Here is a 20,930-nt window from a genome sequence, read left to right as displayed (position 1 = left end):
CACTGCTACGACTGCCAAGCCGATTAAAATTACTTTCTTGTTCATTACACTGGTGCTGGGTCAACTGGTAAATCAACCAGTTCCCAATCATTCAAATCAGTATTAAAAATTGCTTCTTTCCCGTCAGGAATAACAGGCGGCGCTTTTGTTGTTGCATTTGGCACCATTGAGTAGGTGTCCCCCTCTCCTGATAAACGCCCATCTTGGTCTAAATAATAAACTTTCATTCCTTATCCTTTAATACTTAATACACGCTAATAGTGCTACGTTTCGCGGTCTAGTCTCACTTCCACCAGCCGCATTAACCGTCACGGCATGGCTATGATTTCCGGCGGCATTAATGCTTAAGCTATGGTTATGATTACCAGCCGCGCCTGTTGTACCTGATGTTCCCGAACCATTTGAATAGGCGGTTGAACCTGCACTTGTACCTGAATTTATAGCGTGTGAATGATTGCCATTAGTTGAAGTTGTACCAGTATGACCATGATTTCCGGCGGCTGATGTACTCGCTCCATGACTATGAGATTTTGTTAAATCTCCTTGACCTGAACCAACAACCCTACCTGAATCAACCCCACGCCCATCATCTGCACTTCGCAAGAACTCACCACGTAAATCAGGCAAAGTAAATGTTGTTGAACCGTCACCATCCCCGAAATTACCTACGCCTTTAGAAGCTTGCGCAACAAGGTTTCCGCTTATTTGTACAAAAGCCCATAATTCCGCATAGTCCGCTCTTAACACTTCCGCCGCATTTGCTTTTAAAACTCTATTTGCCGCATTAATTTGTGAAGCTGGTAGGTAAACAATTTGACCGACTGAAGCTTGAACCAAAAGCCCGGAAACTTCATCTTTCGTAAAATAATTTGCTAAATCTGCACCGTTCTGTAATTCCGCAATCAAAGCAAGCGGGTTCGCTCCTGAAATTGGCATATTAAACCCCTATAACTTCCATAACGTTTACCTTGTCATTTAACGCCGTTGCAAACAGATTTAAATCTGCTGTTATTTCCCCGTCGTATGACTCGCCTTTTCCTAATGGAATCCCAACGCCTGCAACCGTCGAACCAACCCAAACTTCACCCGTATTATTGATACTTGCTTGAATTTCTAAATGCTTTCTTGAAACGTTTCCGGCCAATGTTTTCGCCGCCGTGTCAAAGCTAATTTGCGGCAATCCGACCAACTGCCCTGATGTGTCCTTTTCGACCTTATGCCCGATTGTTACATTAGGCAATTGAGACACTTGAACCGCCGGAAGCGTGCCGATATTCACTTGACCATCAACCGTTTGCACGCTTGGCAAATTATTGATTGCTACATCTGACCCCGGTTTGATTGCAATTTGTGCATCTTGAGCAATTTGAACCGTTCCAACGTCAATACTCGCACCGTCCACCAAATCAACCTTTGAACCCTCGGCGATTACAACGCTATCAAGTTCTTTAATCTCATAGGCTGATGTTTGAAGTTCGACCGTAATTTCAACCGATTGACGGTTAATTAGCGTAATTCGCATAGGGTCTCGTAAATCGACTGCTTGCTTATTTCTTAACTCGAACTCTGGCGCGTTCGGCGTTTTAACTTCAAAGGCCGCACTCGCATAAAGCACTCTTAAAAATCTATGCTCTAAATCAACTGGCTGGCTTTTCCCCGGCTGAATTGTAAACTTCATTTTCTACCCCTGATTAAAACAATCAAAACGACCACAAATAACGCCATCATGATATAAAGCATTGTTTTTTCTTGCCCGGTTTGCTCTGACGTTGCCCCGGCTTTTAGGTTTTCCGCGAAATTCTTAAACATGGAAACCACCCCGGCGTTATTTGAAGCCAAAGAGCGCACTTGTTTATCTGCAAAATTCATCATCGAATTAGCGTTTTGATCAATTGAATTGATGGCTTTCACTCCAAACTCTAACGAATCTTTATTGATGTTTTCAGCCGTATCAATAACATTGTCTGCTGAATCAAAAAGCCCACTCGTTGATTTTTCAAACGTTTTTAACGTATCTTCACCGAATGAAAATGCCTTTTCGATTGCGCCTTGATCTAATACGTTATAAGAATATTCTGTACTTGCCGCGCTTGAATTTCCGCCTTGGTTATAAGCATCTTGGCCACCACTTCCGCGACCACTTGAACGAGCAAGACCCATTTGCACAACCGTTCCGCCATTTTGCAAATTGACGGAATTGTCATTGACTACGTCACCCGCTGAACTTGAACTCGTATTCATAATTACAATTCTTTCCTGTAAACAATTTCAGCGACGTTATACCCGTCACACATTCGCGCTAAACCACCTCTAAGAGAATGAAAACGGCTTGTCACCATCCCCAAGCTTTTCGCCCATTGCTCGATAAGTAAATAACCTTTTTTAAGGCCTGTACCCTCTACACAACAAAAAACCAGTTCATCACCATCTTGACGGCGTTCACGTCGTAAAATCGTCCATAAATCGACACCATCATCTAAAACCCTAATGACCTGAGCGCGCTCGTTTAAAACTTGATGTTTTAACGTTTGAGCATCATCATTTAAAGACTTTTCAAAGACTTTAAAAAACTCATCTGACCATTGATAACGCTTAAACTCTGGCATCATTTTTTCTTTTTAAATACAAAATAAAGCGCAATTAAGGTAATGACCGCGAACCCGATTAATGTCGGATTTGTTAAGCCTTGGCCTTGATTGTTGTCACCAAATCGCGCCCCAAAGGAAATATTTGTATCGCCTTTGGTTGCCGCGCTTTTGGCTTCGCTTTTCATATCTAATGAATAACCTGCGCCCGCCATTACTTAATAAACCCCATCTTTTTCGCCGTGATATAAGCAATCACGACAATAATCAGAATGAATAGCCACTTAACCCAACCGTTAGAAGTCCAACTCCCAACGGCAAAGCCTGCGCCGCCTGTAAATAATGCCGCTAAAGGCCAAATTAACAACGGCATTATTTACCTCGCATCACTAAAACCACAATAAGCAAAAACACAAGCACCCCGCCGCCGATCATGCCCCATTTCAATAGGTCATTGCCTTGCGGCGCATGGCTATAAGTCACCGTCCCCCCGTCCGGGGCTGTACCCTTAACAGGTTCTTGAACTGGCGTGACTGCGTTTTCAACTGCCGGGGCTGGCTTTTCGGCGTTACCCTCGACAAGTACGCCTGATACTTTATAAATATCTTCTAACCAACTCATAAAAAGCCCCTTTTATTGTTTTGATGTTTGAAGCGCGCGCAATGGGCTTGTTTTTGGGTCTTTCGCATTTTCCAGCGTATGGAATACGACGGGAATATCACCCGGTGCCGTTACCGTTGGCATAATTTCAAGCTTGCGCCCTTCCGTGTCTAACATATCCAAAATGCCCCAATGCGTCATAATCGGAGCAAAGATATATTGGTTTGTAACCCCGGCCAATTTATAGCGTTCAAGCTTTCTGTTTTGATCAGTTTTTGACAGTTCAAAAACTTCTTTTCTGCCAATTTTGATACGCAAACTTTCCATATCTGCAGAACGGAAAAACATACGACGCAATCCCGGACCGGTCATAAATGTTTTATAGTTGTTTTCCCCAGTTGCACCAATTGCAATGTTTTCCTGATAGATACGCTGCACAACTACACGCTCACCACGTGGCGCGCTCAATTCTGAATAACCAGAAATACCCGGCACTGCCCCCGCATCGATTTGCGCTTGCGTTGCTGGCGCAATTTTTACCGCCAAAATCAAGTTATCTGTTCCCATTGTCACCAATGATGATAAAGATTGCCCCGCATCTGTTTGCAAAGATAAATCGCGGAAAGGAATGCGCAAAACGCCCGTTTCTGCTGGCATTTTCGTATGTGTATCTAAGTCTTTTAAATGCTGACCATCAACCGAGACAATCGGGTCACCGTTTAAAATAACTTCTACGCGCTCGACTTGGTCGATATTGATGTTTTCAAGATTCAAACAAATTTCTTCATATGTCGAACCTACATCAAGCATTTGCTTGAATGTGTTTTTGTACCCGCCGCCGTTAAAGCCGTCTAACTGAATTAATGCGTTTCTCATTTCTTACCCCTTACCCGATTGCGTCTTCAACAAAACCGACGTTATTCGACGCCCAAACAACTACCGCCGCCACGACTGCACAAATAGCAACCGTCACGATCAACTCACCACCCTTAGGAATTGGAAATTTCATTTTTTAAAACCCTTTCTACTGAAAAAAAATAAAGTCGCTCTATCGCGCTTTTTTCCAGTAAAACAAAGCGTTTTCGGAAACTGTCAAGGGGCTGTTTCCGGTAAAAAAAATCTTTTTCCGGTAAAAAGTTGAATTTCAGACACAAAAAAAGGGGCTTTTGCCCCTTTTTTAGTAATTTAAGATAAGTTTAAAAGTAATGAACACCTTTAAAAGTTCCGTCTTTTTGTGGTATTAAATTCGCCGGGCGCCCCTTACCATTCTTAACACCGCTGAATTTTGGCGACCCATTGATGTACTCAACCTTACCGCGCTTGATGATAATTCCTTTATTTGGCGTCCAAGTAATAAACTCCATTGGTTCGCGCGGTATCTCTGACACATCCACACCGATTCGCTTCGCCATATTTTCTGCATCTGTTTCGGTGCTATGCTGAAAAATATTAATCGCTGTCGCATTGTTGATGATTGTTTTATCAACTTCTTGCCCCCTCTGTACGGTTGCCATAATTACCGGGTTAAAGGCCAACCCTTGATTAATTAATCTAGCCCAATTATTAACCGCCGCCCCGCTTTGGGTTACTGTCCCCAGTTCTTCTGCGATAATTAACCCCTCTTTTTCTCGGTTGAAATTGAATGCACACGCCGCCCAAAAATCAAAATCTTTTTTATCATAAGAAGCAAAAGCCGCCTTAATCTCACCACCGTTAGAATCTTTTAATGTCATTAAAAAATCGCGCTTTTCTTCGTGTAGTTCATAACCCAACTGAACCCATTCAGTTTTTGGGTCAAATGCTACCGCTCGACTATGCAACTTTTCGACCGCCTTAATAATGCTGGTTTTTCCGCTTCTTGATTTTCCGATATTTAAAATTGTTTTTCCGTCCGCTCTACTCATGCCGCATCCTTTTCTTGCTCATAGTCATAGACTTTTTCATTCATGGCTTCTTTTGTCTGTCTCTCGACTTCCTGACGGCTTAAAATCTCTTTTCGGCGTGCCTTGCGTACCGCACCAAACAAAATCAATGTGGCTGACCCTGCCGCGATCAAATCGCCATAAGCTTCCATAAAGTCGGTGACCGGGTTATCCGGGAATCGTTTTACAATGACAACCGCCCACGATTGCGAAAACTCGCTTTTGATACTGTCGTCTAGTTCGGTAACTTCCAACATACCTAAAACCATGTTTAGACTGCCTAATAAAAGTTTTGCGGTCACCTGTTCTTTTTCCGCTCGTTCTTCTGATGACAAAATTATAACGCCGTCACCATTTCCGGAAGTTTCCGAACTTTCCCCGGCATTGCTTTCAGCATTTTCACTTAAATCAATCTTAAAATTATCAGCAATTTTAAGCCATTCCTTTTCCACTGTTTCCGGTGATACATCAACCTGATTCATCCTAACCCCCAAATAACCAAAATCGTTTACGCTCTTTTTTTTCCGGCATTGCTTCCGGTGTTTCTTCCGGCGTTTCCGGCGCGGCTTGTTGCTCTACTTCCGGCGTTTCTTCGACAACTCCCCGGCATTCGTTTAACAACTTGCGCGCTCGTTCCTGAAACTTTCGCCCCTGCATATTCATCAACCCGAATTTTTCGGACTTGATATAAAGCCGTGCCCCGTTCGCGGTTTCGTAAATACTGTATTCACCCAACTCACTATTTGCCCCGGTGCAAATTGGTTTCTTATCTGCCATGAACTTTCCCCTCTAACGCTTCGATTCGTTTTGCCATTTCCATGATGATTTTTGTTTGTAGTTGATCAACTTCATTCGCTTTCATTAAAGCGTTATAAAGCGGCGCAACTTCCGGCACTAATTCGCCAATTTTCGGAATCAACCCCATTAATCCCGCCGTGCCTGAATGCTTAACCTTTTCCGAAAATTCTTGCACCTTGTCCGAACTTCTCACCCGTTCAAAATCGTGCTTGATACTTTCTTTCGCTCTGAACATTTCCGAAAGCATCCCCGGCAAATCCCCGGCGGCACGCTCCACGTTTTCACCAACTTCTAAAACGGTATTACCTATATTTAAACGTTGCTCTCTTTGCGCATCATAATGCCCCATACTTTCCCCCTCTTTAAATTGCTTCAACTTCTTTAAAAATAGAAATTAATTTTTTCTTATCAGAATCATTTATTTTTTTACGCTCAATAAGCCTTAATTTCACCCCATTGATATAAACCCATAGACCGCCTTTAAATAAAAAAATATCATTTACAAAAATACTAGAACCTTTGTCTTTTCTTATGATGTAAGTTGGCTTACTGCCTGCTGGTGGGTAATGCCTTACAACAATGTCAAACCCGCAACATTTATATTCTTTTTGCTTTAATGGTATAGGACCCACTTTTCACCCCTTACTCACTCAAATAAATTCCATAACGTTGATATAAATAATCGCCTAACCATTGGTTAAACCGATATTCCTTAAAATGCTCAAACCCTGACCCGTCACAATCTAAATTAGGTACTCCGCTTTCTTCGTATTCGTCCATCAGTTCAGAAAAGCCAACTTCCCCGGCAAACTTCAATTGCATTTTTTCGGTGAATCCGTCGTCAAAATCCCAGCCTTTCCCCAGCCTTTCATCAATGGCCTGACTAATTGCCCGGCCTTTCACCGCTTGAATGGCATCAACTGCATTAAAGCCATTCGCAATAAGCCCGGAAACTTCCCCGGAATGATTCGATTCAAACCCTTTTAAAAACCGTGCCAATTCACTTTCGAGTAATTGTTCCGTGCAGTTATTGACACGAGTCCAAGGCTCGCGCACTTCGTGCACTTCGCTGGCGGCGTTGCCGCCAATTTCCCAAACATGAGGGCGCGTAACAACCCCGTAACCGTTGCTTTCGATTCCTAATACAGCCATTTGCTTTTCATCCCCGTAAACGTTTAAAGCGTTTTCGCCCTCTGGAAGTTCCTTTTTCATTAATTTGATATTGCCCGACCAATTCAATTGACAATATCCCGCCCAATCTCCAACATTCGCGCATTGTCTCGCTCTTTCGATTAACTCCGAACCGTTGACCTCGTCATCCCGCAAACGTCTCAACTCACGCCAAACCGTTACAGATGCCCCGCCAATTTGCTGAAACTGACGTATTCCCCATGTGCTTGCCCATGTTTCAATACGTTTTGCGGCGGCGGCGGCATCATTTCCGAATAAATCTTCACCAACCCCAAAACCATCAATCGCTTTTGAAATGTATTTGGCAATGTATCCGGCGGCTGAATATTCCTGCCCGGTTTCCGGGTTAATGCCCTCTTTGATTTTCTCGGCCTTGAATCGGTGCAAATCTGCCCCTTTCTCGTTGCCATCCATTTCAAGCGCGTAATGCTTAAACACGTTGCGAACAAAGCCGACGCTTTCCGGTGACATGAAAAGCAATAAATGCCAATGCGGTGTGCCGTCGTGTTGTGGTTCAACAACTCTAAAGCCGTAATATTCAACGCCGTTACGGTCAAGTTTTGCCCGGATTTTTCTAAATTGGTTTGAAAGGTATTTTTGTGCCGCGCGCGGATCTGTTCCGTCGTATTTAGGATTACGGCGACCAAAGGTTTTATTGTCCTTTGAGTGACTAAGAGCGGCGTGCATTTTTGACGGGCAAGTAATCGTGTAAAACTCGGCAACATCCCCCCAGTTTTTCGCGTACTGTTCAAAGCCTTTTATGCGTGTCATTAATTCAGCCCGGCGAATTTCCGGGTTTGATACCGACAACGCCGCTAAATCGTAAATGGTATATTCTTGGCCTAACTCATTGACTGCCGTTACATTTTCCAATACGCGCGCATTTCTCTCTCTTTGCGCTTCCCGGCGTGTCACACTCTTGTTAGATGCGTAAATTTGTTTGAAGTTTGAAACCTGATTTTTCTCTAAGGCTTCCGTTTCCATTTCTCGCGCTTGTTTCACCCTCAAACGTCTAAGCCACCACTTTGAACAAATCGCACGGTTTGCGGCTGAATAGGTCGTTTTTGAATCCGGCGGGGTAATGCGTTTTTTTGTCAGGTAAATAAATACATCAACATAGGCCAAATCTATATCGCCCATATGTTCCGATAATGCCGCTTCATAAATCTGCTTTGTTTTTCTGGCTTCACTTTTCGCCAATCGCTTTAAATGTGAATCCCCGGCGTTCAACAAATCAAAGCGAATGCCGCCCTCTTTTTCATGCCAATCATTCCCGGAAAGGTCTAGCATTTTCTCGGTGATTGCTTCCAAAATGTGTTGCTCTCTTAAAGCCACATTTTCCGGCAATAATTCATTAATCTTTAAGCCTGAAATATCCCGGTTAAAATCTTCTTGAATGACTTCGGTTTGATACATTGATTTAAACCCGGCTCGAATTTAGGAAGTTATTTTTTAATGAAATGAAAGCGGCGTTTTGTTCGCGCTTTAAGTGTGAAGTTTCTGCGCCTGATAATTCGGCGGCTTTGATATTCTTGCGGATTATCTGCATCCACTCTGCCGGACTGATTTCCGCATTGAATGAAAGTTGATTTGGGTTAGAATTACGCATGAATCACCTCTAAAATTACAAAAGGACTATTAAAAATGGCTTACCCTAAACCGCCAACCACAGGCAAATACAAAACAACCCAAGGAATCTTATTTGTTGAACATTCCCCAATTCCTTTCTCTAAAGATGACGACGTACACCCGGACGATGTTGGTCGTTGGTTTGTTGATGCGGTTGAATCTTCCGATGCAATTGAAGAACATGGTTTTTCTGTTGAAGAATGGCTAGAAATTGAACCCGAAAGAATCGACGATATTCCATCCGACTGGCCTGTATAAGAAATATTATCTAACGTTGTAATAACTCGTCTATAACCTATTTTGTGAGGAAACACTTCTCTTAGGTGTTTTCTCATTCTCGCCGCTTCATAATTCTTTTTCTTTTGATCTGCTGATAATTCGGTATGTTTTTTCATCTTGACCCCAAAGTTAAATTTGAATGGACCCTAAAGAATTAAAACCCCCGACCGTCGCCGGGGTAACTTTAAGGAAAAATATTCACAGTTGTGAAAATTTGAATCTATATTACTTCCTCTTTGTGAAATGTGTCAAATATTATTTTCACAATGCGGAAGTATTGATTTACCGGAAAAATACCGGAAAATGGTTAATGTATGATATTTTAGTTATGAAATACTTGATAACAAATTAATTAACTTTAAGGAAATGATTATGGGCGACATTACAGCTAAGTATTTAGAAATGGCTCGGAATGAAGTTACAAAACAACTTTCGGAAAAAGCCGGAAAGTTCACAAAAGCAACTGACTATAAATTATCAAAAGTTCTTGGAATAAGCACATCTGCAATACACTACTATTTAAAAGAAGAACGTGAATGCGACGACGACGACATCATTTTTGCAATTGCTTATTATGCACAAGTGGACCCCATGCAGATTATTGGTGCACTTCGTGCCAAGCGTGCAAAAAATGAAGAAGTCAAAAGCTTTTGGACTAAAGCCGCAAAGGGTGGTGTGGCGGGGTTTGGTGCTTTGGCTTTGGCAAGTACTTTAAACCTCGCTCCGAATGAATCGCAAGCGGCTGATTTTGAACAAAATAACCTACTTTCTATACATTATGCGAATATTAAATGGTTTTGAATGGGGCTGCATTGACGTGTTTAAATTTTAAAAATGATATAAATGATTTGTTTTAAGGATGGAATTTAAAAAAGAGATTTTGATTATATTTGCTTGGGTTTGATATTGAGGTTTGTACATTCCTTCTTGTCTGTTGGAAGTACAAACCTACTTGATGGGATTTATCTTTATTTAAAATAATCCATGTGTTCACTGAGCATTATCATCATCGGCGCCATAGAAACGATGCCCATTAAGATTGGTACCCAAGCCTTAGGTTGATGGTGTTTAACGCCCATAGCACCGGCAATTACAGCTATTGGTGCAGCAATCCAGGTAATAGGTGGAAATACAAATGCGAAAAAGATTGCTATGACACCTGCCACCATGCCTAATGTGGCTTCATTTCCTGGGTTATAAGACTTTGTATCACGCATATCATCAGGCATGGCACTTGAAGAATCTAAGCGAGCCATAATGTTTGAAATTTCGGCTTCAGATAAATGATCTTGCGTCAGCTCTAAATCCGTCATTCCCAAGGTAATTTTCTGATTGCGATATAGGCTTTTAATTAAATCGTTCCAGTTGGCATCTTCTGGTAATTGATCAACGATTTCATGGGCTTGTTGCTTAATGGACACCTTGTCACTCCTCTGATTATTTTTATATGAATTACTTAAAATCAAGATTTTGGCATGTTTTTTAAAACTAATGCCAAGGAACATACCGTTTTAAGTCATTTTAGATTATTATATAACCATTATTAAGATACTCAACCGATAAATCATTTCAGGGCAAGGAGATTCTATCTATGGCTTTAATGCCAGGTTTACAGATTAATATAGGTCAACAGCTCAAGCTGACTCCCCAACTGCAACAATCCATCAAAATCTTGCAATATTCTGCGTTAGAAGTTCAGCAAACTATTTCGACGACATTAGAAACGAATTTCATGCTGGAGCTTGATGAAGATGGCTCTGAAGAAGCCGAAGAGTTTGATGCGGATGATTCCGAGTATGATGAAGAGCCGCTGAGCGAGGCGAGTGATGTCGAAACAGAGTTGGATATTGAAGCATCGGATACCCTTTCGGACGATTTGCAGGCTGATTATGAGTGGGAAGAAGTCTATATCGACTCCCCTATTACCAATTCAATCAAATCGAACAATAACGATGACTATACAGCGCCAGAGAACTACACGTCTGCCGAAGTGACCTTGAGTGAAAAGCTTTACTGGCAATCAGATATTTATTCTTGGTCCGGTTCTGAAGAATTAATTGCTTCGTATATCATTGATGACATTGATGATGAAGGTTATTTAAAAGCGCCTCTAGAAGATATCATGGCGTCGATCCAGAAGAATGAACCAGATTTAATGGTCAGCGTGCCGGATATTGAAAAAGTGCTTGCAGTGATCCAACAGTTTGAACCAACGGGCGTGGCAGCAAGAGATTTGTCGGAGTGTTTGATTCTTCAGCTGAAAGCGTTGCATCAGAATCCTTATGTTGTGACTGCCATTAAAATCATTGAAGAGAACTTTGATTTACTCAGTGTTCGAGACTACAAACGAATCAAGAAAATTTATTTATTGAATGATGATGAATTGATGGAAGTCATTCATGTCATTCAAGCATTGAGTCCTCGCCCTGGAAGAGAATATTCCTCTACTCAGGGAGAAATCGTTATTCCGGATTTGAAGTTATATCGTTCAAAAGAAGGATTTATTGTTGAGCTGAATCAGGATGCCTTTCCTCGTTTGACAATTAATTCCGCCTATATTGATATGGCAGGCAGTCTAGGAACAGACAGTTCCGATTCAAAACAAATTAAAGAACAATTGGTTGAAGCAAAAGGCTTAATCAAAAGTATTCAAAGCCGCGGTGAAACGCTGCTGAGAGTCGGTAAATATATCATTGAGAAGCAAGCGCGCTTTTTTGAAGAAGGCGAGCAAGCAATGCAGCCTATGGTTCTTCGAGATGTAGCTGAATCGCTAGACTTGCATGAATCGACCATATCACGGGCAACGAACCAAAAATATATGCAAACCCCAAGAGGGACGTTTGAGTTGAAGTATTTCTTTTCAACCGGGGTTTCTCAGTATGGAAGTGAGGATCAATCAGCCATTGCCATTAAATCACATATTAAGCAGTTGATTGAAAATGAAGATCCTAATAAGCCATTAAGTGATAATAAATTGATGGCTTTATTGGAAGAAAAGGAAATTAATGTCGCACGTCGAACGATTGCTAAGTATCGTGAGGCATTGCACATCCCCTCTTCCAGTGAACGTAAAAAAATGAATAAATTTAAATAGTTAGATAGCAGGTTTTAAATAATTATGATTCCTAAACAAGCCGTTGAGCACAGACAAGAAGTTGCACAGCAACAGTGGGAAGCACAAGCTGATTTTAATGAATACATGTCAGCGGTTAATCCACCGATGCCTAAGATTGATGTAGTGGATTATCCATCTAGCTTGCATCAATCGGGGGATTCTCGACTGATTCCGTTCGACCTGTCTAAAAGCTTGGATATCGCCTACCCTGCTACCACACCTAATTTGATGGCCAATTTTTTAAAAATCAACCCGAATGATACGCTGAAAACGCAAGCGGAAGCGACTTCACAGATGTTTTTTGTGATTCGCGGTTCAGGTAGAACGCAAATGTCTGAAGGAACCATTGAGTGGAAAGCAGGCGATTTATTTACGTTACCTGCGGTGATGGATGCGTTGCATACCGCAACAGAAGATACTGCAATTTACTGGGTACATGATGCGCCTTTACTGGAGTATTTAGGGGTTGCGCCAAAAACTAAACGCTTTTCTCCAGTTTTGTATACCAAAGAACGGTTGGATAATGAATTAGATAAAATTCGAGAAGAAGCGGCAGGACGTAATCGAACGGGTATCCTACTATCAAACCCTCACTTCCCCCATACGCTGACGCTGACACATACTTTATGGTCTCTTTATAACGCATTACCAGCGGGTGTTGTACAAAAGCCTCATCGACATAATTCTGTTGCGCTTGACTATTGCGTGTCTGCTGGGCCTGATACCTATACCTTAATTTCCAAAGAAATTGATGAAGATGGAAACCTGGTTGATCCGATCAAAGCAATGTGGACGCCGGGCTCTGTTTTTGTCACGCCACCGGGTTGGTGGCACTCACATCACAATCATTCAGATGAGGATGCGATAGTGCTGCCGATTCAAGATGCTGGAATCATTATGAATATGCAAGTATTGGACTTTCAATACATAAAATAAATTGCTTAAATAAGTGGAACAAATGACCTCTTTGGAGTAGCAAACTATGTTAAACACTGATTACACCATCAGTATTATTGAAGATGATCCATTACAATTAGAAAACCTAGAAACGGCTTTAGCCGAACAAGGCTTTCAAGTGAAAGCGTTTTCTGACCGAAAATCTGCTGAAGCCAGTTTTGAAGACAGTCTGCCAGATTTGGTTATTTCCGACATTATTCTAGGAAATGAAATTGATGGTGGGTTTGAGTTGGCGAAGCACTTATTGTCTTATGAACGTGCGATTCCAGTCATTTTCTTATCGGAAAGACAATCTGAATTCGATATTTATACCGGACATGCTCTAGGTGCAATTGATTACCTTCCCAAGCCGATTAGCTTAAGTGTGTTAACGGCAAAAGTAAAAAACTTGTTACGTATAACCGGTTCTAGCCCGGCAGCGGATAAAGCCGAGCAATCATTGATTAATGGATTGGACCTGGCGAATGAAGAATTCAAAGCCTATTGGCAAGAAAAACCGTTGGATCTCACCGCAACGGAGTTTGAAATGTTGAAGCAGTTTGCTTTGACAGGTGAACGAGGTGTTGTGACATATGATACTCTGCAAGAGTCCACTCAAGGAGTGGTTGAGCGAAATACCATTAACACTCATATTTGTCGAATCCGATCCGCTTTTAAAAAAATAGATCCGGAATTCAACTTAATTCATAATGAGTATGGACGAGGGTACAGCTGGCATAAAAAATAACCAGGCCTGGCCAGTTTTGACTAATAGGATTGTTTGAGATTTATGAGAAAACCGGCCTTTCGTCTTCGACTTTCTATTCGAACAAGATTCTTTATCTTGTTGTTGTTGTTGACAATTTTACCTTTTTTAGCCTATAAGTTTGCTGTTGATCTGCATCGGTTGCTTCTAAAAAACCAAGCCATTATCCAGCAGCAAACCGTGGTTAATTTATCCTATATTCTTGAGAATCGTACCGATTTATGGGCTTTGCAAATTCAAGCAGGTAACCCAACTAGTCAATTGTCTCATCTAAATTTAGAGAAATCTGTTCTTTGGATTGTGAATGAGTATGGCCAAGCCACGTATGTGGTGGGACATTTACCGAATTATAATTCTTTAGAAAAAAATAATGATCCCTTCAGTTTATTGGGCCATTTTTTAATTAAAACTTTCTCTGCTATTGTTCCGTATACCTTGCCCTACCCCTACCCACAAAGTAAAACGCCAGAAATTGCTTTAATTCGACAAGCGATTAACGGGCGAACATTTCAACAGTACCGTATGGACCGGAATAATCAGCCTGTTTCGTTAATGTCGGCAACGCCTTTAAGAGTAAAAAATCAAATCATTGGTGCGGCGGTTTTAGAGCAAACGATGGACAGCTTGTTGACGGAGTCGTTAAATTATTTTTACCGTTTAATTGGAATTGGTGGCTTAGTTTTCTTTTTAGTGATTTTAGGTGCGATTATTTACACGGCATCACTTTCAAATCGTATTGTCAGGTTGGATAAAGATGTACGAAATACGTTTGATAATTACGGTAAGGTCAACCAATTATCTTTTCCCGATACGCGGATTCGAGGCTATCACGATGAACTGTCTGATTTAAGGCATCATATTTACGAAATGCTGACCCAGCTTTCTTCCTATGAACGCTATCTGAAGCAACTGCCAAGAACCTTGCGGCATGAGATTCACAATCCATTAAATCGTTTATCAATGTCTTTGTCCTTGCTGGAGAAAGATGTGGAACATAAGCAGATTCGTTATTCTAAGCATGCATTAGAGCAGTTAAAACAAATTATCGCTTCCTTGTCTGAAGCTTCCAGTATTGAAGACAGCTTAAATTCGCAAAGCCCAGAGCCTTTCGATATTGGTGAAATGCTAAAGCATTACCTTGAAAGTATCCAGGAAACTAATGATAAAAAAGATGTTTTGGTGGATTATAAGCTTAAACCGCAGACCTATATTTTAGGGGATGGGTTTATGCTGGAGCAGTTAATGGATAAGCTTATCAGTAATGCTAAAGACTTTAATGATCACCAAATGCCAATCAATATTTTGGCGACTCAAGATGATAAAACAATCACGATTAAAGTTCAAAATAGTGGCCCTGCGCTGCCGTCAGGTTATGAAAAGCAAATATTTGATGGGATGATGTCGATTCGAGAAGCGAATGCCGATGATCAAACCCATTTAGGGCTGGGTCTGTTTATTGTGAAGCTCATTGCGGATTTTCATCTAGGAGCTGTCGATGCGCAGAATCTGATCAATTCTCAAGACAATGAGCCTTATGGTGTTGAATTTAAACTTGAATTACCTATATACCAATTGACGCATTAATGGCGTTAAGAATGGCAAGAGGATCTTGTGCTTGTGTGATTGGTCGCCCTACCACTAGGTAACTCGATCCTGCTGAAATGGCGTCCGCAGGTGTCATAATTCTTTTTTGGTCATTCACATCTGCATTTGCTGGGCGAATTCCTGGTGTGACTAGGCAAAAATCTTGTCCTAGCTCATGTCTTAAATCTGAAGCTTCCTGAGCCGAGCATACAACCCCATCTAAGCCAGAAGACTTTGCCAGTTTGGCCAAGCGTAAAACGTTTTCTTTTGGTGTTCCTTTTAAACCAATTTCTGCTAAATCCTCAGTTTCCATGCTGGTGAGTATGGTAACGCCGATCAAAAGAGGTTGGTGTGATGCGGATAAAACAGCTTCTTTAGCTGCTTCCATCATTTTTCGCCCTCCTAGACTATGAACGTTTACCATCCATACCCCCATTTCTGCCGCCGCACGGCATGCCATGGCCACTGTATTTGGAATATCATGGTATTTTAGGTCCAAAAAAACGTCAAAACCTTGTGCTATTAATTTTTCGACTAGCTGCGGCCCTCCTAATGCAAATAATTCTTTCCCAACTTTAAGTCGGCAGAGTTTAGGGTCTAGCCGTTGAGCGAAGTCATAAGCTAATTGGGTTTTTGGGAAATCGAGGGCAATAACAACTTTTGGATCAGGTTGAGAGGATTGGATCATGATTATTCTCTTGGTAAGGCGGTCTATATTTTTTGAGTTTACAAAATAGAATTGTGTGAATGAAATCAGCCTTTAATGTTCAGCTTCAAGACTTAATGATTTTTTATCACGGTCATTTTTTTGCGTTTGCAGCTCTAATATTTGTTTTTTGAGCTGAATGATTTCATCTAGTTGTTTCTTATTCGCTTTTTCCTGCCGTTTTAAGTGCCACTTTAGTGTCAATGTTTGTGACAAAAAGTAAAAGCTGGCGAGTAGCATTCCAATGACGAGTGCAATGGCGAGTAAAAGAGATAATGGCATTTCGATTTGCGTCCAGAATAGATCGAACGGGACTAGGTTGGGGTTTAGGATTCCCAGCGTTAAACCGATTAATAGAAAAAGGATTGTGATGGTAAATGAAAATATTTTAGTCATAAAAAAAGGGCCACAATGTTTTTAAAACATTGTAACCCTTTTCAAAGAATAGTTGAATGATATTTAGCCAATAATATCTGTGAAATCCTTAGAATCGTCAACTCTATCTCGCAGGGATTTCCCCGGCTTGAAATGAGGGACGCGCTTCTCACTTAATTCAACTTTTTCGCCCGTTTTGGGGTTACGCCCTAAACGTGCTTTTCTATGATGAAGACTAAAACTACCAAAGCCACGAATTTCAATTCTGTCGCCTTCTGATAAAGTGTCTATCATCGAGTCTAAGATTTGGTTGATTGCTAACTCAACGTCTTTTTGACTAAATTGAGTTTGTTTTCTAGCAATCAATTCAATTAATTCTGACTTAGTCATTATTATTGTCTCTTTCTTCATTCATTAAAAATGAATCGTATTCTAATCTGCTATCGAGATAACAGATTAGAGAGTTTTTAATGTATTTCCTACCAGCGCACAGAAAGGTGAGCTGGTATTGAGTTACAATTAATCTTCAGAAGAAAGTTGACCTTTTAACAAGTCCCCTAAAGTGTTCTGCGCTTGAGGTTGCTTAGATGAATAGTCTTTAACCGCATTCGCTTCATCTTGCATCGCTTTTGCTTTGATAGATAATGAAACGTTACGGTTTTTACGATCAACGTTAACAATCTTAGCCTCAACAGAATCACCAACTTTTAATACCGAGCTGGCATCACGAGTATCTTCATCTAGTTCAGAAACACGAAGGTAACCTTCAACTTCTTCAGCTAGATCAATTACTGCACCCTTCTCGTCTACAGACTTAACAGTACCTGTTACGATGCTGTTTTTGCCATTTTCAGCAACAAACTCACCGAAAGGATCTTGTTCTAGCTGTTTTAGACCTAAAGAGATACGCTCACGATCAGGATCAATAGATAGAATAACGGTTTCTAGCTCATCCCCTTTCTTGAATTCACGTACGGCTTCTTCGCCAGATTGTGACCAAGAAATATCAGTCAAGTGAACAAGACCATCGATGTTGCCTTCTAGACCAATGAAGATACCGAAATCAGTGATAGATTTAATGCTACCAGAGATTTTGTCACCTTTAGTATGTGTTGCTGAGAAAGCTTCCCAAGGGTTAACAGTACATTGCTTAATAGACAATGAAATACGACGACGCTCTTGATCAACATCCAAGATTTTAACTTTAACTTCTTGACCAAGGTGAACCACTTTAGATGGGTGGATGTTACGGTTGGTCCAATCCAATTCTGATGTATGAACAAGCCCTTCAATACCATCTTCGATTTCAATGAAAGCACCGTAATCTGTGATGTTCGCAACTTTCCCCATGATTTCTGAACCAATTGGGTAGCGAGCAACCATATCTGACCATGGATCTTCCTGAAGTTGTTTCATGCCTAGAGAAACACGGTTTTTCTCTCTGTCGAACTTCAATACTTTAACTTCGATCTCATCACCAACTTGGATGACTTCTGAAGGATGGTTAACACGACGCCAAGCCATATCTGTAATGTGCAATAGACCGTCAATACCACCTAGATCAATAAATGCACCGTAGTCAGTTAGGTTCTTAACGATACCTTCTAGAACTGAACCTTCTTCCATGTTCGCAAGAAGTGCTTCACGTTCAACTGAGTTTTCAGCTTCGATAACAGCACGACGAGAAACAACAACGTTGTTACGCTTACGATCAAGCTTAACAAGTTTAAGTTCAACTTCTTTGCCTTCAAGGAAACCGAAATCACGGATAGGACGTACATCCACAAGTGAACCAGGAAGGAAACCACGAACGCCTTCAACATCAACTGTCAGGCCGCCTTTAACTTTACCAGTCACAAGACCAGTTACTGTTTCGCTATCTTCTAGAGCAGTTTCCAAACGATCCCAAGTCTTAGCACGTTTTGCTTTTTCACGTGATAAACGAGTTTCACCGAAACCATCTTCTAAAGTTTCTAGGTAAACTTCAACGTCGTCACCAACGGCAACTTCAAGTTCTCCGTTAGCATCTTCAAATTGTGACTTAGGAATAGCAGACTCAGATTTCATACCTGCGTCAACTAGAACAGTTTCTTTATCGATTCCAACAACTGTACCGATAATCAAAGAACCTGTTTTGAATTTGTCTTTTTCTAAAGACTGCTCAAATAATTCAGCGAAAGATAATTCACTCATGGATAATTTACCAAAATTTTCAAACCGGCTATTTCTATCGTATTGGGGTATCTAGAATAATAGTCGGGTCAGTTCTTAATAGTCGGCATCCCAACAAGCCAACAAAATATTTTTTACAAAAAAACAAAATCCCTGTTCGGGTTTCAAACAAGGATTTTGTTAAATCTTTTTAATTCAATAAGTTACAAGTATTAACTATAGAAAACCTATTTGATTAACCCTGCGTCATGGAGTTTGTTTAATGCAATTTGGCAGACTTCTTCAATTGATAAGCTTGTTGTATCAATCTCTAAAGCATCTTCTGCCGGCACTAAAGGAGAGCTTTTACGAGTTCGATCTCGTTCATCTCTTTCCATAATGTCTTGAGTTATTTGGCAAATATTAACATCAACTCCTTGATTTTTCAACTGTTTAACTCGTCTTTTTGCTCTTTCTTCTGCAGAAGCGGTTAAAAACAATTTTACGGGTGCTGTCGGGAAAACTACTGTGCCCATATCGCGTCCATCCGCGATTAATCCAGGGGGCTGAGCGAAGTCTTTTTGACGTTTGAGTAACGCAGCTCTTACTTCGGGGATTGCAGCTACTTTAGAGGCTACTGCCGCGACCTCTTCTGTTCGAACTTTTGAAGTAATGTCTTTTTCGCGATAAAGAATACTATTTTCAACAAACTTAACGGGTAAAATTTCGGCTAAATTCACCAGGCCTGGTAAGTTATCAAAGGCAATATTTTCTTCAAGTGCGCCATAAGCAAGGCTTCGATAAATTGCGCCGCTATCCAATAAGTGAAAGCCTGTTTTACAACATAGATACTGTGCGAGAGTGCCTTTGCCAACTCCGCTTGGGCCATCAATAGTCACGACTGAATCTGTCATCATAATTCCTTTATACTTCAATTGCGGAGATGTTTAATCCGACTTCATTTGCTAGCTCTATAAAGCTTGGGAAAGAGGTTCTAACGTTGGCACAATCATCAATGGTGATTTCAGAATCAGCATTTAAACCAGCGACAGTCATCGCCATGGAAATGCGATGGTCATGATGACTTTGGATTTCTGCAGATTGTGTTTTCTGTTTGCCACCATTGATAATCATTCCATCTTCAGTGGGGTTTGCATCAATACCAACAGCAATTAGAGCATCCGCCATTACTTGAATTCGGTCTGACTCTTTTACGCGTAACTCTTCAGCACCAGAAAGGATTGTTTGCCCTTCTGCAGAAGCGGCAGCAACAAATAAAACTGGAAACTCGTCAATGGCTAAAGGAACCAATGACTCAGGAATTTTAATGCCTTTTAATTTGGACGATTTAATATGAATGTCTGCAACCGGTTCTCCTCCTACAGTTGCTTGATTCTCAAGGGTAATGTCAGCCCCCATCAGCTTTAGGATATCGATTACGCCCGTACGCGTTGGGTTAATGCCGACATGTTCAATGATTAAATCGGCTTCTTTTGCAACCGCTGCCGCAACCATAAAGAAAGCAGCCGAAGAGATGTCGGATGGCACATCAATATCTTTAGCGGTTAATTTTCCACCGCCTTCTAACACAACTTTTGTTTGCATGTCATCTAGTTTTTCTGAGTGTACTGGATAACCAAAGCCGTTTAACATTCTTTCGGTATGGTCTCGTGTGGGAGCCGGTTCAATGACTGTCGTAGTCCCCTTTGCATAGAGTCCAGCAAGTAAAATACAAGATTTCACTTGCGCGCTGGCCATTGGTAAGCGGTAGTTGATCGCCTTTAATGCTTGTCCTTGTTGGATTTTTAAGGGCGGTTTTCCGCCCTCTGCTGTGTCAATCTTCGCACCCATTTCAACCAAAGGCTGAGTAACACGCTTCATTGGGCGTTTCGATAAGGAGGCGTCCCCTATGAGCTCGCACTCAAAATCTTGCCCTGCTAAAATCCCTGCCATTAAGCGCATAGCGGTCCCAGAATTCCCCATATCTAGAGGGTGTGCTGGTTTTTTTAAGCCCTTTAAGCCAACACCATGGATGGTGACATTTCCTTGGTTAGGCCCGCTTATTTCAACGCCCATTGCTTGGAATGCTTTTAAGGTAGCTAAGCTGTCCTCTCCTTCCAAAAAACCAGTGACATGCGTGGTGCCTTCAGCAATTGATCCCAGCATAATGCTTCGGTGAGAAATCGACTTGTCACCAGGTACGCGGATTCGACCTTTTATCGTTCCGCCAGGTTGAACCTTGAATTGAATGTTGTTCGACATAATCTTTCCTAAACTTTGAAATCTTTTTTTA

At 41.3% G+C, this 20,930-nt stretch carries 30 protein-coding genes; 6 read left to right on the top strand and 24 right to left on the bottom strand.

Annotation, left to right across the window (positions count from 1 at the left end; genetic code table 11):
* Window positions 1-44: 44 nt before the first annotated feature.
* The 17 genes from P8629_RS07035 to P8629_RS06955 all read right to left on the bottom strand — a co-directional run bounded on the left by P8629_RS07035 (window position 45) and on the right by P8629_RS06955 (window position 8,705).
* Window positions 45-227, bottom strand: coding sequence for a hypothetical protein (locus P8629_RS07035; RefSeq protein ID WP_278165422.1), 183 nt, complete (start codon window positions 225-227; stop codon window positions 45-47).
* Window positions 228-237: 10 nt separating this feature from the next.
* Window positions 238-936, bottom strand: coding sequence for a tail fiber protein (locus P8629_RS07030; protein WP_278165421.1), 699 nt, complete (start codon window positions 934-936; stop codon window positions 238-240).
* A gap of 1 nt (window position 937) precedes the next feature.
* Window positions 938-1,678: a hypothetical protein gene (locus tag P8629_RS07025; RefSeq protein WP_278165420.1), complete on the bottom strand. Its 741-nt coding sequence runs from the start codon at window positions 1,676-1,678 to the stop codon at window positions 938-940.
* Window positions 1,675-2,241, bottom strand: a complete 567-nt coding sequence (locus P8629_RS07020; protein WP_278165419.1) for a hypothetical protein — start codon at window positions 2,239-2,241, stop codon at window positions 1,675-1,677. The genes P8629_RS07025 and P8629_RS07020 overlap by 4 nt, the downstream gene beginning before the upstream one ends.
* Before the next feature lie 2 nt (window positions 2,242-2,243).
* Window positions 2,244-2,606 (bottom strand): hypothetical protein, encoded by a 363-nt coding sequence (locus tag P8629_RS07015; RefSeq protein ID WP_278165418.1) that lies wholly within the window; start codon window positions 2,604-2,606, stop codon window positions 2,244-2,246.
* Window positions 2,606-2,800 carry an LPXTG cell wall anchor domain-containing protein gene (locus P8629_RS07010; RefSeq protein ID WP_278165417.1) on the bottom strand — a complete coding sequence of 65 codons (195 nt, stop codon included), beginning with the start codon at window positions 2,798-2,800 and terminating at the stop codon, window positions 2,606-2,608. Before P8629_RS07010 ends, P8629_RS07015 begins: the two co-directional genes overlap by 1 nt.
* Entirely contained in the window at window positions 2,800-2,958 is a 159-nt protein-coding gene (locus P8629_RS07005) for a hypothetical protein (RefSeq protein ID WP_278165416.1), read from the bottom strand. The genes P8629_RS07010 and P8629_RS07005 overlap by 1 nt, the downstream gene beginning before the upstream one ends.
* Entirely contained in the window at window positions 2,958-3,206 is a 249-nt protein-coding gene (locus tag P8629_RS07000; protein ID WP_278165415.1) for a hypothetical protein, read from the bottom strand. Before P8629_RS07000 ends, P8629_RS07005 begins: the two co-directional genes overlap by 1 nt.
* A 12-nt stretch (window positions 3,207-3,218) precedes the next feature.
* A complete protein-coding gene (locus P8629_RS06995; RefSeq protein WP_278165414.1) occupies window positions 3,219-4,061 on the bottom strand; it encodes a major capsid protein P2 in 843 nt (280 codons plus the stop codon).
* A gap of 10 nt (window positions 4,062-4,071) precedes the next feature.
* Window positions 4,072-4,194 (bottom strand): hypothetical protein, encoded by a 123-nt coding sequence (locus P8629_RS06990; RefSeq protein ID WP_278165413.1) that lies wholly within the window; start codon window positions 4,192-4,194, stop codon window positions 4,072-4,074.
* Between the two features lie 187 nt (window positions 4,195-4,381).
* A complete protein-coding gene (locus P8629_RS06985; RefSeq protein WP_278165412.1) occupies window positions 4,382-4,918 on the bottom strand; it encodes a hypothetical protein in 537 nt (178 codons plus the stop codon).
* A gap of 167 nt (window positions 4,919-5,085) precedes the next feature.
* Window positions 5,086-5,589 (bottom strand): hypothetical protein, encoded by a 504-nt coding sequence (locus P8629_RS06980; RefSeq protein WP_278165411.1) that lies wholly within the window; start codon window positions 5,587-5,589, stop codon window positions 5,086-5,088.
* A gap of 1 nt (window position 5,590) precedes the next feature.
* Window positions 5,591-5,884, bottom strand: coding sequence for a hypothetical protein (locus tag P8629_RS06975; RefSeq protein ID WP_278165410.1), 294 nt, complete (start codon window positions 5,882-5,884; stop codon window positions 5,591-5,593).
* On the bottom strand, window positions 5,874-6,281 hold the full coding sequence (locus P8629_RS06970) for a hypothetical protein (RefSeq protein ID WP_278165409.1): 408 nt from the start codon (window positions 6,279-6,281) through the stop codon (window positions 5,874-5,876). The genes P8629_RS06975 and P8629_RS06970 overlap by 11 nt, the downstream gene beginning before the upstream one ends.
* Window positions 6,268-6,537, bottom strand: coding sequence for a hypothetical protein (locus tag P8629_RS06965; protein WP_278165408.1), 270 nt, complete (start codon window positions 6,535-6,537; stop codon window positions 6,268-6,270). Before P8629_RS06965 ends, P8629_RS06970 begins: the two co-directional genes overlap by 14 nt.
* A 10-nt stretch (window positions 6,538-6,547) precedes the next feature.
* On the bottom strand, window positions 6,548-8,512 hold the full coding sequence (locus P8629_RS06960) for a replication endonuclease (RefSeq protein WP_278165407.1): 1,965 nt from the start codon (window positions 8,510-8,512) through the stop codon (window positions 6,548-6,550).
* A 4-nt stretch (window positions 8,513-8,516) separates the two neighbouring features.
* Window positions 8,517-8,705, bottom strand: a complete 189-nt coding sequence (locus P8629_RS06955) for a hypothetical protein (protein ID WP_278165406.1) — start codon at window positions 8,703-8,705, stop codon at window positions 8,517-8,519.
* A 35-nt stretch (window positions 8,706-8,740) separates the two neighbouring features.
* Between P8629_RS06955 and P8629_RS06950 the strand changes: the two genes are divergently transcribed.
* The gene (locus tag P8629_RS06950; protein WP_278165405.1) at window positions 8,741-8,983 is read left to right on the top strand and encodes a hypothetical protein; all 243 of its coding nucleotides are present in this window, start codon (window positions 8,741-8,743) and stop codon (window positions 8,981-8,983) included.
* 393 nt (window positions 8,984-9,376) lie between these two features.
* A complete protein-coding gene (locus tag P8629_RS06945; protein WP_278165404.1) occupies window positions 9,377-9,805 on the top strand; it encodes a hypothetical protein in 429 nt (142 codons plus the stop codon).
* 167 nt (window positions 9,806-9,972) lie between these two features.
* Here the strand turns inward: P8629_RS06945 and P8629_RS06940 are convergent, their stop codons facing one another.
* Complete coding sequence (locus P8629_RS06940; RefSeq protein WP_278165403.1) at window positions 9,973-10,425, bottom strand: hypothetical protein; 453 nt, start codon at window positions 10,423-10,425, stop codon at window positions 9,973-9,975.
* Window positions 10,426-10,595: 170 nt separating this feature from the next.
* On the opposite strand from P8629_RS06940, the gene P8629_RS06935 reads away from it, so the two are divergent.
* Genes P8629_RS06935 through P8629_RS06920 form a run of 4 tightly spaced genes read left to right on the top strand, consistent with a single transcriptional unit; the run spans window position 10,596 to window position 15,405 of the window.
* The gene (locus P8629_RS06935; protein WP_278165402.1) at window positions 10,596-12,098 is read left to right on the top strand and encodes an RNA polymerase factor sigma-54; all 1,503 of its coding nucleotides are present in this window, start codon (window positions 10,596-10,598) and stop codon (window positions 12,096-12,098) included.
* 24 nt (window positions 12,099-12,122) lie between these two features.
* A complete protein-coding gene (locus P8629_RS06930) occupies window positions 12,123-13,055 on the top strand; it encodes a hypothetical protein (RefSeq protein WP_278165401.1) in 933 nt (310 codons plus the stop codon).
* Between the two features lie 46 nt (window positions 13,056-13,101).
* Window positions 13,102-13,803, top strand: coding sequence for a response regulator transcription factor (locus tag P8629_RS06925; RefSeq protein WP_278165400.1), 702 nt, complete (start codon window positions 13,102-13,104; stop codon window positions 13,801-13,803).
* Between the two features lie 42 nt (window positions 13,804-13,845).
* Window positions 13,846-15,405 carry an ATP-binding protein gene (locus tag P8629_RS06920; RefSeq protein WP_278165399.1) on the top strand — a complete coding sequence of 520 codons (1,560 nt, stop codon included), beginning with the start codon at window positions 13,846-13,848 and terminating at the stop codon, window positions 15,403-15,405.
* Here the strand turns inward: P8629_RS06920 and pyrF are convergent.
* From pyrF to aroA, 6 genes are all read right to left on the bottom strand, one after another.
* Window positions 15,383-16,093: an orotidine-5'-phosphate decarboxylase gene (gene pyrF, locus P8629_RS06915; protein WP_278165398.1), complete on the bottom strand. Its 711-nt coding sequence runs from the start codon at window positions 16,091-16,093 to the stop codon at window positions 15,383-15,385. The genes P8629_RS06920 and pyrF overlap by 23 nt on opposite strands.
* Before the next feature lie 72 nt (window positions 16,094-16,165).
* Entirely contained in the window at window positions 16,166-16,507 is a 342-nt protein-coding gene (locus P8629_RS06910) for a LapA family protein (RefSeq protein ID WP_278165397.1), read from the bottom strand.
* A 63-nt stretch (window positions 16,508-16,570) separates the two neighbouring features.
* Complete coding sequence (locus P8629_RS06905) at window positions 16,571-16,876, bottom strand: integration host factor subunit beta (protein WP_278165396.1); 306 nt, start codon at window positions 16,874-16,876, stop codon at window positions 16,571-16,573.
* A 129-nt stretch (window positions 16,877-17,005) separates the two neighbouring features.
* Window positions 17,006-18,679 (bottom strand): 30S ribosomal protein S1, encoded by a 1,674-nt coding sequence (rpsA, locus tag P8629_RS06900; RefSeq protein WP_278165395.1) that lies wholly within the window; start codon window positions 18,677-18,679, stop codon window positions 17,006-17,008.
* A 206-nt stretch (window positions 18,680-18,885) separates the two neighbouring features.
* Window positions 18,886-19,551, bottom strand: coding sequence for a (d)CMP kinase (cmk, locus tag P8629_RS06895; protein ID WP_278165394.1), 666 nt, complete (start codon window positions 19,549-19,551; stop codon window positions 18,886-18,888).
* A 10-nt stretch (window positions 19,552-19,561) separates the two neighbouring features.
* The gene (gene aroA, locus P8629_RS06890; RefSeq protein WP_278165393.1) at window positions 19,562-20,899 is read right to left on the bottom strand and encodes a 3-phosphoshikimate 1-carboxyvinyltransferase; all 1,338 of its coding nucleotides are present in this window, start codon (window positions 20,897-20,899) and stop codon (window positions 19,562-19,564) included.
* Window positions 20,900-20,930: the final 31 nt, after the last annotated feature.

Origin of the sequence: Hydrogenovibrio sp. 3SP14C1, assembly GCF_029625905.1 — a bacterium.
In the GTDB taxonomy this organism is placed as follows: Bacteria; Pseudomonadota; Gammaproteobacteria; order Thiomicrospirales; family Thiomicrospiraceae; genus Hydrogenovibrio.
This window is presented reverse-complemented; position numbering and strand designations above follow the sequence as displayed.